The organism is Limnobacter sp., assembly GCF_043511195.1.
Taxonomy (GTDB): Bacteria; Pseudomonadota; Gammaproteobacteria; order Burkholderiales; family Burkholderiaceae_B; genus Limnobacter.
The window spans coordinates 2,805,239-2,818,536 of sequence record NZ_CP121330.1 but is presented as its reverse complement, the minus strand read 5'-3'; the positions used below and the strand labels follow the sequence as shown (position 1 = coordinate 2,818,536).

General features: G+C 52.0%; 10 protein-coding genes. 5 read left to right on the top strand and 5 right to left on the bottom strand.

Annotated features, from left to right (window positions below):
* Positions 1-16: 16 nt before the first annotated feature.
* Positions 17-1,300, top strand: coding sequence for a radical SAM family heme chaperone HemW (gene hemW / locus P0D43_RS13370; protein ID WP_394673729.1), 1,284 nt, complete (start codon positions 17-19; stop codon positions 1,298-1,300).
* A gap of 1 nt (position 1,301) precedes the next feature.
* Here hemW and P0D43_RS13365 read toward each other — a convergent pair whose 3' ends face one another.
* On the bottom strand, positions 1,302-1,826 hold the full coding sequence (locus P0D43_RS13365) for a hypothetical protein (RefSeq protein ID WP_394672654.1): 525 nt from the start codon (positions 1,824-1,826) through the stop codon (positions 1,302-1,304).
* 123 nt (positions 1,827-1,949) lie between these two features.
* Between P0D43_RS13365 and clpB the strand changes: the two genes are divergently transcribed.
* Positions 1,950-4,538: an ATP-dependent chaperone ClpB gene (gene clpB / locus P0D43_RS13360; protein WP_394672653.1), complete on the top strand. Its 2,589-nt coding sequence runs from the start codon at positions 1,950-1,952 to the stop codon at positions 4,536-4,538.
* Here clpB and P0D43_RS13355 read toward each other — a convergent pair.
* Positions 4,513-5,202, bottom strand: coding sequence for a hypothetical protein (locus tag P0D43_RS13355; protein ID WP_394672652.1), 690 nt, complete (start codon positions 5,200-5,202; stop codon positions 4,513-4,515). The two genes, clpB and P0D43_RS13355, sit on opposite strands and share 26 nt — an antisense overlap.
* 259 nt (positions 5,203-5,461) lie before the next feature.
* Complete coding sequence (locus P0D43_RS13350; RefSeq protein WP_394672651.1) at positions 5,462-6,340, bottom strand: metal-dependent hydrolase; 879 nt, start codon at positions 6,338-6,340, stop codon at positions 5,462-5,464.
* A gap of 124 nt (positions 6,341-6,464) precedes the next feature.
* On the opposite strand from P0D43_RS13350, the gene P0D43_RS13345 reads away from it, so the two are divergent.
* The 3 genes from P0D43_RS13345 (at position 6,465) to aceA (ending at position 9,682) form a co-directional block, all read left to right on the top strand.
* Positions 6,465-7,469, top strand: coding sequence for a helix-turn-helix domain-containing protein (locus P0D43_RS13345; protein ID WP_341237405.1), 1,005 nt, complete (start codon positions 6,465-6,467; stop codon positions 7,467-7,469).
* Between the two features lie 81 nt (positions 7,470-7,550).
* Positions 7,551-8,042 carry a ribonuclease E activity regulator RraA gene (rraA, locus tag P0D43_RS13340; protein ID WP_341237404.1) on the top strand — a complete coding sequence of 164 codons (492 nt, stop codon included), beginning with the start codon at positions 7,551-7,553 and terminating at the stop codon, positions 8,040-8,042.
* A gap of 323 nt (positions 8,043-8,365) precedes the next feature.
* On the top strand, positions 8,366-9,682 hold the full coding sequence (aceA, locus tag P0D43_RS13335; protein WP_394672650.1) for an isocitrate lyase: 1,317 nt from the start codon (positions 8,366-8,368) through the stop codon (positions 9,680-9,682).
* Between the two features lie 194 nt (positions 9,683-9,876).
* On the opposite strand, the gene P0D43_RS13330 is transcribed toward aceA, so the two are convergent.
* The gene (locus P0D43_RS13330) at positions 9,877-11,556 is read right to left on the bottom strand and encodes a cation:proton antiporter (RefSeq protein ID WP_394672649.1); all 1,680 of its coding nucleotides are present in this window, start codon (positions 11,554-11,556) and stop codon (positions 9,877-9,879) included.
* 106 nt (positions 11,557-11,662) lie between these two features.
* A complete protein-coding gene (locus tag P0D43_RS13325; protein ID WP_394672648.1) occupies positions 11,663-13,291 on the bottom strand; it encodes a methyl-accepting chemotaxis protein in 1,629 nt (542 codons plus the stop codon).
* Positions 13,292-13,298 lie beyond the last annotated feature (7 nt).

Below are 13,298 nucleotides of genomic sequence, written 5' to 3'. Positions count from 1 at the left end.
CGACAAGCCCACTTTCATGGCAACCTCGGCCAGCAATCTTGTTGGCCGCGTGTTCATGCCCAGCGAACTTCGTTTCGCTGCCATGCCACCACTGGCGCTTTACATTCACCTGCCTTGGTGTGTGCGCAAATGTCCTTATTGCGATTTCAACAGCCACCTGGCCCCGGAAAGCAAGCTGCGCGAAGTGGGCATACCCCTTCACGCTGACATGCAGCCTGCCGCGGGTGAACAAGGGTTTGCAGAATCCTTGCCACTCGACTTGCAACGCCGCTACATCAATGCGCTGGTGGCGGATCTTGATCAGCAGTTGCCCAAAATTTGGGGTCGAAAGCTGTATTCCATTTTTATTGGGGGCGGCACGCCTTCCTTGTTTGCACCCGAGTTGATTGATGAGTTGCTGGGTGCGGTGCGTGCGCGCCTGGGCATGCCGCAAAGCGGCGAAATTACGATGGAAGCCAACCCGGGTACTTTCGAGCAAGCCCGGTTCGAGGGGTTCCGCAAAGCAGGCGTGAACCGGCTTTCAATTGGTGTGCAAAGTTTCTCTGATTCTCACTTGAAGGCCTTGGGCCGGGTGCACAACAGCGGACAGGCGGTGGCTGCCGTACGCAGTGCTGTGGCCTTGTTCGATGAAGTGAATATTGATTTGATGTACGCCTTGCCCCACCAGAATGTGGAGCAGGCGCTGGCCGATGTAGAGCAGGCCGTGGCGCTGAACAGTTCCCACTTGAGCCTGTACCAGCTCACCATGGAACCCAACACCCTGTTTGCTGCCAAACCGCCACCGTTGCCCGACGATGACACTTTGATCGACATTGAAGAGGCGGTTCACCGCGCAGCAAAGGCAGCAGGCTTTGAGCAGTACGAAATTTCAGCCTTTGCCAAACCTGGGCATCGTTGCCAGCACAACCTGAACTATTGGGGGTTTGGCGATTACCTGGGCATTGGTGCCGGGGCCCACGCGAAAATCAGCTACCCCAACCGAATTGAACGTGAAACCCGTCACCGCAACCCGATGGCTTACATGGAAGAAATGGAGGGCGCAGCGCAGCCCCTTGAAGTACGCACCTTGGCTGTGAAAGAACTGCCCTTTGAATTCATGCTGAACGCCTTGCGTTTAAGCGATGGTGTGCCGGAAAGCTGGTTTGTAGAGCGCTGTGGCAGACCATTAAATGATTCGCAGAAACCATTGAAAATGGCGTTGGACAAGGGTTTGATTGAAACCCAACCCGGCGTATTCAAACCCACCGAATTGGGCTTTCGTTTCCTGAATGATCTACAGGAAATGTTTTTGACTGGCTAGCTTAGTTCAAATGGCGCGTTTCAGGCCGTTCGATAATGCTGGGCACGCTCTTGAAATGCAGGCCCCAATCGGCTTGCCCACATGTTTTGATCAACAAATCGGCAAAGCCATGTTGCAACTGCTCGGCCATGCGCATTTCAAACCCCTTGCCACTGCCAGCCACCAGCTTCAACACCAGGTCGGTGTTGTGCGCCTCGCCGCTGGGGCGAAGTTCAATTTGAGTGATCAGCAGCGGGTCAGAACCCAAGGGGGTTGTGGTGTTTTTGTCCTGAAATGGGCTTTTGAAGTCGGCAGAATACAGCGACACTTCCCGGCTCATTTCCAGCAGTGCTTTGCGGCCCGCATCATTGAGCGGCCTGTCGCTGGCCAACAGCTTTTGCATCATTTCATCCAGGCTGGGTATCAGCATGCGCACCATACGGCGCGTCAGCCATACCCGTACCTCCTGATTTTCAGCTGAATTGATCCGCATCAGGATGCGATCATGTTCCGGCGCGTAAGCAACTTGGAGTTGTTTGATTTGCATGGCAGCGTACTTGAAAAATAGTGCAAGTCATTTGTGTTGGCGTTATCTTGAAATCACCACGCTCGCCCACACATACGGTTCATGGGTATTGTGACTCAAAATTGTTAAGAAGGGTTTGCACACATGCGTTTAGATCGACTCACCACCAAGTTTCAGGAAGCTTTGGCCGACGCCCAAAGCCTGGCTGTGGGGAAGGACAACCCCACTGTTGAATCTGCACACGTGTTGTTGGCCATGCTTAAGCAGGGCGAAGGGTCCGTCCGCGGTGTCATCAGCAAGGCTGGTGGCAATCCGCAGGTGCTGATCAAGGGCGTTGAAGCCGAGGTGAACAACCTGCCCCAAGTGGCCAACAATGCCGGGCAAATCCAGATTGGCAGCAAGCTGCAAGCCGCCCTGAATTTGACTGACAAAGAAGCGCAGAAGCGTGGCGACCAGTTTATTGCCAGCGAGTTGTTTTTGTTGGCTTGTTTGCAAGACAGCACCGGCTTGGCCAGGGTGATGAAGGAAGCGGGTTTGAATGCCCAGTCGCTGAACACAGCCATTGAACAGGTGCGTGGCGGTGTTGCCGTAGATAGCGCTGATGGCGAAAGCCAGCGCGAGGCTTTGAAAAAATACACCATTGATTTAACCGAGCGTGCCCGCAAGGGCAAGCTTGACCCCGTGATTGGTCGTGACGATGAAATTCGCCGCGCCATTCAAATTTTGCAACGCCGCACGAAAAACAACCCGGTGCTGATTGGCGAGCCAGGGGTTGGTAAAACCGCCATTGTGGAAGGCTTGGCCCAGCGCATTGTGAATGGCGAAGTACCCGATACCTTGAAAAACAAGCGCGTGTTGGTGCTGGACATGGCGCTGTTGTTGGCTGGTGCAAAATACCGGGGCGAATTTGAAGAACGCTTGAAAGCCGTGTTGAAAGACGTGGCTGCCGATGAAGGCCAAACCATTGTGTTTATTGATGAAATTCACACCATGGTGGGTGCAGGCAAAGCCGAAGGCGCAATTGACGCTGGCAATATGTTAAAGCCCGCACTGGCCCGCGGTGAGTTGCACTGTATTGGCGCCACCACGCTGGATGAATACCGAAAATACCTTGAAAAGGATGCCGCACTTGAACGCCGTTTCCAAAAGGTGTTGGTGGGCGAGCCCAGTGTTGAAAGCACCATTGCCATTCTTCGTGGCTTGCAGGAACGTTATGAGTTGCACCACGGCGTGGACATTACCGACCCTGCTATTGTGGCCGCAGCCGAGCTTTCTCACCGCTACATCACAGATCGTTTCTTGCCCGACAAGGCCATTGATTTAATCGATGAGGCAGCTGCTCGAATCAAGATGGAAATTGATTCCAAGCCCGAGGAAATGGACAAGCTTGATCGCCGCATTATTCAATTAAAAATTGAACGCGAGGCTGTGAAGCGCGAGCAAGACGAGGCGTCCAAGAAGCGCTTGGCTTTGATCGAAGAGGAAATTGTTCGCCTTGAGCGCGAATACGCCGATCTGGATGAAATCTGGAAAAGTGAAAAAGCAGCAGTGCAGGGCAGCGCAGCCATCAAAGAGGAAATTGATCACATTCGCGCAGAAATTGAACAGTGGAAGCGCAAGGGCGACTGGCAAAAGGTGTCTGAACTTCAGTACGGCAAATTGCCTGATCTGGAGAAAAAACTAAACGATGTGAAAGACAACGAGGGTGGCGAGAAGAAACCCAACAGGTTGTTGCGCACGCAAGTTGGCACCGAGGAAATTGCTGAAGTGGTGAGCCGAGCCACGGGCATTCCGGTCAGCAAAATGTTGCAGGGTGAACGCGACAAGTTGCTGCAAATGGAAGCGGCCTTGCACATGCGTGTGGTGGGGCAAGACGAAGCGGTTACCTTGGTATCGGATGCCATTCGCCGCTCGCGTGCCGGGCTTTCCGACCCCAACAAGCCTTTGGGTTCATTCCTGTTTTTAGGCCCCACGGGTGTGGGTAAAACCGAATTGTGCAAAGCCTTGGCGGGCTTCCTGTTCGACTCAGAAGACCACCTTGTTCGCATTGACATGAGTGAGTTCATGGAAAAGCACACGGTGAGCCGCTTGGTGGGGGCGCCTCCAGGGTACGTGGGTTACGACGAAGGCGGTTATCTGACCGAGGCTGTGCGCCGCAAACCTTACAGCGTCATTCTGCTGGACGAGGTGGAAAAGGCCCACCCCGATGTATTTAACGTGCTGTTGCAGGTGCTCGACGATGGTCGTTTGACCGATGGGCAAGGCCGCACTGTGGACTTTAAAAATACGGTAATCGTGATGACATCCAACCTGGGTTCGCATGAAATTCAACGTTTGGCCGGGCAAGACGGCGAGTTGATCAAAGCCGCGGTGATGGAAGAAGTGAAGCAACATTTCCGCCCGGAATTCATTAACCGGGTTGATGAATTGCTGGTGTTTCATGCCCTGGACAATGCGCACATTGCCAACATTGCACGCATTCAGTTGCATCGTTTGCAACAGCGTTTGGCAAGCCGCGACATGCGCCTGGAGGTAAGCGAAGCAGCATTGGCCGAAGTAGTGAAGGCTGGCTTTGATCCACTGTATGGTGCAAGGCCTTTGAAGCGGGCCATTCAGCAGATCATCGAGAACCCTGTTTCGAAGATGATTCTGGAAGGCCGGTTCGGTCCAAATGATGTGGTGCCCGTGGATTTCAAGGACGGTGCATTTACGTTTGAACGTGTGGTGCACTGAAGTAATCGTCGGGAATCTGCCTGCTGAAGTTATCCGAAAAACTCGGCAGGCTTGATTCAATCGAGTGGCGGGCCAGGTTAAGTGCCTGGCCTGCAACCAGCCTTGGCAGGCCAGAGTACGGCACCAAGTCGTGCTCGGGTTTGTCGAGTTGATTTCCTGCTTCATCGCGAAAGTAGCTGCTGGTTCTGTACAGGCTCTCGTACTCGTCTTCTTTTAGTCGGGCTGCGTAGCACTCAATTTTTTCCAGCGGGTGTGGCTGGCCAGTTTCTTTTAAATATTCCACTTTGGCTTGTCGAACGGCCTCAAGGCGTCCAACGCCGTCGAGCGTGATCAATCGATCGGCGCTTGCGCAACCAATTTTCAAAGCGCCTGTTGAGCCTGCCAGAAAGTTCATGGCATCCAGATGAATTGTTTTGTCTGTTGGGTTGGTTTTCATCCAAGCCAGAATGCGGCTTGCCCGTTGCGCTGTTTTCTCAATCGCTTCCCCATCAATGCTGTGTTGTGACCGAATTGCTGCAATTGGAACGTGTACCAAGGTGTAATCCGTGTTGCTTATTTTTCCGGTAATCCAGGCAGAGGTGTTGTGACGCTTTACCCGGGCCGGGCATGCAATGGCTGTCAGCAGTCTTGGCAAGGCTTTGAAGTTGCCAAATTTTGACAGCATGGCGAGCATTCCTCCGCTGTCGACTTCTTGCAGTGTTTGGGCGGATTGATCTTGCTGTAATTGACTGGCAATGGCTTTTGCTGAAACCGAAATTGCCTTGCCTGTGAGCTGACTTTGAGTGTTTGCCGGGGAGGAGGAATTTGAATTGACGTTGGGCGTATTGAATATCACTTGGCATTTACCGGGCAGCTTCAATACCTGTCGGTGTCATTCAGGGCCGAAAAAGTTCAGCCCTGAATGATAGCCTTGGGTCGAGGCCTTAGTGTGCGGCCGCGTACATCGCCTCGCCAGCCTCAACCGGGTTGCCGGTCTTGTTGAATGTTTCCAGCCACACGCCGTAGTTGTGCACAGTGGGGTCTTGCCAGGGGTGAAATCCTGGCTTGAAATAGTTCAGCAACTTGGGCAGCAAACTGCTGTACAAGCCCTTGGGACCCAGCAGCCACACCAGGCCCTTGGCGTACATTTTGAACCGGGTCCAGCCTTTGAATCCATCGGTTCCCAAAATGATCCAGGTGAACACCAAGGTGTGCAGCGTGAAATTGAACATGGCGTGAGCCATTGCCAGGCTGCGTTTGAAGTAGCCTACCTTGGCAACTTTTTGCATCACGTCAAATGCCACTGCTTTGTGTTCCATTTCCTCAACAGCATGCCATGCCAGCATGGCGCGCACGCGGGGGTCTGCACCGGCCATCACTTCTTTGCGGGCAAAGAACATTTCAGCCATCATCGCTGTGAAATGTTCAAGCGCCGCTGTCATGGCCAGGCTGTATTCAGGGGAAAGCACCTGCAGGCGGCGATTCATGATTTTGGTGATCACGTGCAGCATTTTGTCCACCGGCACGCCTTGTTCTTTCAGGCGTTTGTTGTAGTCGGTGTGCACCTTGCCATGCTGGCCTTCCTGAAAAGAAAAGTCCTTGACCGCTTTCAGCAATTCGGGATCGGTGATTTTGTCTTTGAAGTTTCGCACGCTAGAGATGAAGTAACGTTCCCCGTCCGGAAAACTCATTTGCACGCCATCAATCACGCGGGTTTTGAATGCGTCTCCGTCCATCCAGTATCTGGGGATGTCGTTGTCGGTAATCCCAAAGTCCAGATCTTTGCGAACTACGATGTCTTCTTTGAACGATGAGGTTGTCATTGCCGCCTCCTGCTGCTTCGTTTGAATAAAGATTACAGAATCACCACGGCACACGATATGATTTGAAATGACAAATAAGGAAGAATTCACGACAATCTGAATTATTTAACGTACTGGAGACAGGGTGGAAACCATCAATTTTCAAATGCTTGCAAGCCTTGCCAACGCAGCGCGGCGCTGCGACATTGATTTGAACAGTGTCATGCAAGAGCTGAAACTTGAAATCGACATGAGTGGCGATCCACGGCGGCGAATGTCGTTGCAGTGCTTTCACTCCTTGTTTGGGGCAGTGGATGCACGCAAACCAAGTCACCACTTTCCCTTGGTGTTTGGCGATTCATTCAATTTTGATGGTTTGCCTGAATTGGCAACTTTTGTAACCAGCGCCTCGACCCCCCAAGAGGCCATGCGCGTGCTGGATTGGTCGCCCAAGTTGCTGCATCCCAATTTGCATTTCAAAACCCTGAATCTGGGTGATGAGGCAGCGCTGGAAGTCAAAGTATCCGACCCGACTGGGGTTAACGAAGACCTGCCCGGTTTTGTAGAGGCTGCCATGTCGGCCGTGTTGAAGTTCATTCACCTTCTCAGCCCTGGATCACACTTGATCAAGCGAATTGAATTTCGCCATGCACCTTTGACCCAAGAATCCGCCTATCAAGAGGTGCTTAAAACCACAGTCCTGTTTCAGCAGGCCAACAATCGCCTTGTGGTGCATTCCTCTGCACTCGATTTGCCTTTGCCTGGCGGAATACCTTCGGCACACCACAAAGCGCAAGCCGTAATTTTGGACCGATTGTTGCCTGATGTGCAGGAGCAAACGCTGGAAATACAAATCAAGCGACTGTTGAAGTCTCGCTTGAGTATGCTGAGCGAGCCAATACAGGTGATAGGCGAGGAGCTACACATTCACCCACGAACCTTGCAGCGCAGGCTTAAAAGCGAGGGCAAGTCTTATGCTGAAATTCTAGGGGCTGTGCGTCATGAACTGGCCTGCGAAATGTTGAAAGGCTCGGTGCTTGACATCGAAACCATTGCTGCAAACCTTGGATACTCAGACCGGCGAAGCTTTACCAGTGCCTTTGTCAAGTGGCAGGGTATCTCTCCCAGAGAGTTCAGAAATCAGCACTGAAACCTTTCGACCATGTTTACTGCCCGTATTTCATGTTTAAATTTTGGCTGTCAATAATCGCATTTAATTTTGGAGCTTCCCATGACCCCCACCACCGACCTTTGTGATGCAAACGAAGACAAAATTGCCGCGGGCACATTGCGTGTTGTTGAACCCATGTTTCAAAGCTGGGGCCTGAAAAGCAGTTTTATGGGCCAGGCGCATACGTTGAAAGTGTTCGAAGACAACTCGCTGGTGCGCAGCGCCCTGGAGAAAGACGGGCAAGGCAAGGTGTTGGTCGTGGATGGCGGCGGCAGCATGCGTTGTGCCCTGGTCGGTGGCAACCTTGGGATGCTGGCCGAGAAGAACAACTGGGCAGGTATTCTTGTGTACGGCTGCGTGCGTGACACACTGGAGCTGGATGAGTGCGATGTGGGCATTCGCGCATTGGCCACACACCCCATGAAAAGTCAGAAGCGGGGTATTGGCCATGAGAACATTGATGTTGCGCTCAGCTTCACCACCGTGCGCCCCGGCAACTGGGTGTATGCGGATGAAGACGGCGTGCTGGTGAGTGACCAGGCGTTGATCTGATTTGCTGATTTGCGCAGCCAAGTTCATTTGAAATTTAAGCTGCGCCGCATGATTTAGAGTGCATCCTCTTTTTCATTTAGAGAAAAAGTATTTCACATCGTGATTAATTGGAGTTAAGTCATTGATTTTAAATGATACGAAAAAAAGTCTTGTATAAGATATAACTCTTGTTGCTCTGCGAAATGATCTGTAAGATACGGCTCATCACCTGATCGACACCACTTGCCCAAGTGATACCCGCGAAGCTGTACACGCAGGGCACCGCAAGTAGGCCATCAAGCGAACCGTTTTCTTTTTTCTCTATCGCCTCTAAGGAAATCACCATGAAATCTTTTGACCAACAGGTTCAAGAACTCAACAAAGACTGGGAAACCAACCCCCGCTGGAAGCTGGTAAAGCGCGGCTACAAAGCTGAAGACGTGGTACGTCTGCGCGGTTCACTGCAGCCAGAGTACACACTGGCCAAGCGCGGTGCTGAAAAGCTGTGGGAAAAAGTAAACGGTACAGCCAAGAAAGGCTACGTGAATGCGTTCGGCGCGATCACTGCTGGCCAGGCCATGCAGCAAGCCAAAGCTGGTTTGGAAGCCGTGTACCTGTCAGGCTGGCAAGTTGCTGCTGACGGTAACAGCTCTGAAACCATGTACCCCGACCAGTCTCTGTACGCTTACGACTCAGTGCCAAAAATGGTTCGTCGTATCAACAACACATTCCAGCGCGCTGACGAAATTCAGTGGAAGAACATTTGCGACGGCAAAATGAAGTCCGACGACGCAATCGATTACTTCCTGCCTATCGTGGCCGACGGTGAAGCCGGTTTCGGTGGTGTTTTGAACGCCTACGAACTGATGAAGAACATGATCGCTGCAGGTGCTGCTGGTGTTCACTTCGAAGACCAATTGGCCGCTGTGAAGAAGTGTGGTCACATGGGTGGCAAGGTATCGGTTCCAACCGCTGAAGCGATTCAAAAGCTGATTTCTGCACGTTTGGCCGCCGACGTAATGGGTGTTCCCTCAATCGTGTTGGCTCGTACCGACGCTGAAGCTGCTAACCTGCTGACTTCTGACTTCGACGCAAACGACAAGCCATTCTTGACTGGCGAGCGCACTCCTGAAGGTTTCTACCGCGTAAAGAATGGTCTGGAACAAGCCATTAGCCGTGGTATCGCTTACGCACCTTACGCTGACTTGGTATGGTGCGAAACTGGTACGCCCGACATCGGCTTTGCCCGTGAATTCGCGCAAGCTGTTCTGGAAAAGAACCCAGGCAAGCTGTTGAGCTACAACTGCTCACCATCATTTAACTGGAAGAAAAACCTGAACGACAGCCAGATCGCTTCCTTCCAGGAAGACCTGTCAGCCTTGGGTTACAAGTACCAATTCATTACATTGGCCGGTATTCACGTTAACTGGTACAACACATTCAAGTTTGCCAATGCATACGCCAACGGCGAAGGCATGAAGCATTATGTCAATATGGTTCAAGAACCTGAGTTCGCAGCGCGCGAACAAGGTTATACTTTCGTATCTCACCAGCAAGAAGTTGGCGCAGGTTACTTCGATGACGTAACGACTGTGATCCAGGGTGGCGCTTCTTCAGTAACAGCCTTGACAGGCTCTACAGAAGAAGAACAGTTCCACTGATTTGCTGGTTGAACTGAATTTGTCGGCAATCTTGGCAGTCTCCCACCCCAAGAGGGGTGGATAGGTTGACCGACTAAGGGGGGGAGAGGAGACAAGCTCAAAAAACCAATTCAAGAGTATTTTTCCCCTTGCTGGGCCTTTACAAAAGGCCCAACAGCGAGTGCTGAAGCCCGGTAAGAAACTTGCCGGGCTTTTTATTTGTGCTTGAGCATGTCGTGAACAATGGCGTCGCAAAGCGTGTCTTCCCAGCGGTAAACATGAACATCCTGAAGCGCACCCAATAATTCTTTTTCCTCTTTCGAGTACGCCTGTACAAATATTCGAATGCTGGGGTTCAACATTTTCGCGTTCTCAATCATTTGGGTCAGTCCCGGTGTATCGCCAGTGGCTATCACAAGGCTGTTGGCATTCGTCGTGTGCGCTTGCACCAAAGTGACAGGATCCGCATATTCGCCAGAAACTGCTGCAAGGCCATTCTTTCTCAGCTTGGCCACTACCTCACGGCTGGTGTCGACGATCACATGCGCTACATTTTTCTTTTTCAGTGATTTGGCGATTCGTTTACTCAGTTCAGTGTGGCCAACCAGAACCACATGACCCCCCAGGTACTTGCCATCGGTTTGCTGCGGCAGTTCTTCCATGGTGTGGCCACGGGCATTCAAATTACGAACCCATTGAAAGCGTTTGACCATGCCACTGTTCAATTTCGGGATGAGTGAGAAGATGACCGGGTTCAAGGCAATCGACAAGATTGCACCCGAGACCACCAGGCTTTGTACCTGCAGGTCGACCAGGCCCAGGTACAAACCCAACCCAATCAAAATGAAAGAAAATTCGCCAATTTGTGCAAGGCTGGCAGCGATCACCAATGCGCTTTTGAGCGGGTATTTAAACAGCAGCACCAAGGCACCCGCAGCCAGCGATTTACCCAGCACGATAATGGCCACCACAGCCAGCACGCGCAGCGGGTATTCAAATAACACGTCGACCTGGAAAAGCATGCCCACCGACACGAAAAACAGCACGGCGAATGCATCACGCAAGGGCAGGGATTCCTCGGCTGCGCGGTGGCTTAATTCAGATTCGCGCATGACCATGCCGGCAAAGAAGGCACCCAGCGCAAAAGACACATCGAACAAGCCCGCCGCCACGAAGGCCAGGCTGATGGCCAGAGCGATGACTGACAGTGTGAACAATTCGCGAGAACCAGTTTTTGCGATGTGCCATAGCATCCACGGAATGACCCGCTTGCCCACCACCAGCATCAAGCCAACAAACAGGGCGACTTTCACCAAAGTGAATCCGATTTCAAACACCAGGTTGGTCTCTGGATCCAGCGAGCCGCCCTTCAACAAACCAGCCAGCGGGGGAAGCAGCACCAGAATCAGCACCATGGCCAGGTCTTCAACCACAAGCCAGCCCACTGCAATTTGCCCATTTGCACTGGTCAACATGCCGCGGGCTTCCAATGCCTTCAGCAACACCACCGTGCTGGCCACTGACAAGGCAAGACCAAAAACCAGACCTTGACCCATGGGCCAATCCCAGTAATGGGCCACACCCATGCCCAATAGCGTGGCTGCCGTCATTTGAACAATGGCGCCAGGCACGGCGATATTCTTGACGGCCAACAGGTCTTTCAGGGAGAAGTGCATGCCCACACCAAACATCAGCAGCATCACGCCCACTTCAGCCAACTGGTTGGTGAGCGCTGGGTCTGCCACAAAGCCGGGTGTGGCCGGCCCAATCAGGAACCCGGCAACCAGGTAACCCAGCAAGGCAGGCGTTTTCAGTTTTTCTGCGATAAAGCCGAAGATGAGCGCAAGGCCAAAGCCAAATGCCAATGTGGCAATCAGGGAAACGTCATGGGGCATGTTGGGGGCAGTCCTAATGGTATTGTTCTAATGATAGCAAGTGCATATAGAATGCACTCACCTCATAGACAAGGACTTCCCCCCGAAGTTGCGAACAAGAAGCGTCTTATTCTGTTTTAAATACCTTGATTGCATTCATCATTGATAGCGACACGCCAGACAAGTGCGTTGCCACTTGAGTGTTTTGTTGGGCAGCAGCTGTATTCTCTTCAGTCATCTGTGCAACACGTTCCACGTTGCGGCTGATTTCGATGCTGACATTCGATTGTTCTTTCATGGACACCGCAATGGCGGCAATCGCCTCAGAAACACGGTCAGAGTCAGACTTGATTTTCTGTATGGTTGTGTTCACCACTTCGGCTTGATCGATCCCTTCCTGTACCAATTGCACCGAGGTGTCCATCGATTTGACTGCACCTTGCGTGATGTTCTGAATTTCAAACACCATGCTGGAAATTCGGTCGGTAGATCCTTTGGTTTGCTCAGCCAGCTTGCGCACTTCGTCTGCCACCACTGCAAAGCCTCGGCCTTGTTCCCCAGCGCGGGCGGCTTCAATGGCGGCGTTCAAGGCCAGCAAATTGGTGCGGTCTGCAATCTCGGTAATGGTCGAAACAATCTCTGAAATATCTGCAGATTGTCTTTCCAGTGTTTGTACAGCTTGCGCACTGGTTTGAACTGATGCTGCAATCCGCTGTATACCCTCAACAACCTCACCCAAAGTCACCATGCCATTGTCGGCCGATTCACGCGCTGCGTTGGCAGTGGTGGTGGCGTCATTTGAATTCTCTGAAATTTGTGAAATGCTGACAGTCAATTCCTCTACGGCGGCTGCCATTGATGAGGTGGCATCAGCCTGTTCTACACCCGCATTGGCCATGGTTGATGAAGACTCTTTCACCTGTGTCGCGTTGCTGCTCAACTCAAGTGCAGATTGGCGAATGCCATCGATTAACTTTCTCAAGTTACCCTGTGCGGTAGCCAGTGCAGCCAAGAGCTGGTCTACTTCATCCTTGTTCTGGTGGTTAATGGGGCTGTTCAGCTCACCATTGGCCAAAGCATTAATGTGCTTGCCTGCAGTGCCTAATTTGTTTTGAAGCAGCTTGACCAAACTGATGGTTGCAAACACACCCACCACGAAGCTGGCAATCAGGGCGGCAGCCACCGACCACAGTGCTGTTTGATAAGTCGTCTCGGCCGCTTGGGTACGAATTTTCAGCAAATTCAATTCTTCTTGTTCAACCTGTCCAATCAGCTCGCGCATTTTGTCCATGATGGGCTTGCCCGACAAGGAGACGAATCGGTTCATGAACTCGGTTTGATCAATTTCCTGATTGTTGAGTGATTGGCGCAGTTCAATGGTTTTCTCGATTGAAAACTTCAACCAGTTCGAATACATTTCTCGCAGGCTGTTAAATCGTTCGGTTTGTGCGGGGTTGTCTGAGGTGAGTTTGATCGCCGCCGCAAAGTGCGTGTCAATTTCCTTTTTGCCTTCGGTGTAGGGCTCAAGGTAAGTGGGGTATCCCGTGACCAGAAAGCCGCGTTGGCCAGTTTCAATGTTGGTCATGTTTTCCCGTATCAAACTAACTTCCCGCAGCACCTCATGGGTGTGCTCATTGGCCTGGGCTCCTTCCATGATTTTCTTGGCATTCAAAAGCCCAAGTGCGCCCGTCAACAGGCCCAGAGCAATCACGATAGCAAAGCCAAATCCCAGTTTGGCACGTATGGTATTAAACATGGCACTT

Bases quoted from the DNA above. Each gene is read 5' to 3' on its own strand.
- aceA (WP_394672650.1), top strand. From the start codon at position 8,366: ATGAAATCTTTTGACCAACAGGTTCAAGAACTCAACAAAGACTGGGAA.
- P0D43_RS13325 (WP_394672648.1), bottom strand. From the start codon at position 13,291: ATGTTTAATACCATACGTGCCAAACTGGGATTTGGCTTTGCTATCGTG.
- hemW (WP_394673729.1), top strand. From the start codon at position 17: ATGGCAACCTCGGCCAGCAATCTTGTTGGCCGCGTGTTCATGCCCAGC.
- clpB (WP_394672653.1), top strand. From the start codon at position 1,950: ATGCGTTTAGATCGACTCACCACCAAGTTTCAGGAAGCTTTGGCCGAC.
- P0D43_RS13330 (WP_394672649.1), bottom strand. From the start codon at position 11,556: ATGCCCCATGACGTTTCCCTGATTGCCACATTGGCATTTGGCTTTGGC.
- P0D43_RS13350 (WP_394672651.1), bottom strand. From the start codon at position 6,340: ATGACAACCTCATCGTTCAAAGAAGACATCGTAGTTCGCAAAGATCTG.
- P0D43_RS13355 (WP_394672652.1), bottom strand. From the start codon at position 5,202: ATGCTGTCAAAATTTGGCAACTTCAAAGCCTTGCCAAGACTGCTGACA.
- rraA (WP_341237404.1), top strand. From the start codon at position 7,551: ATGACCCCCACCACCGACCTTTGTGATGCAAACGAAGACAAAATTGCC.
- P0D43_RS13365 (WP_394672654.1), bottom strand. From the start codon at position 1,826: ATGCAAATCAAACAACTCCAAGTTGCTTACGCGCCGGAACATGATCGC.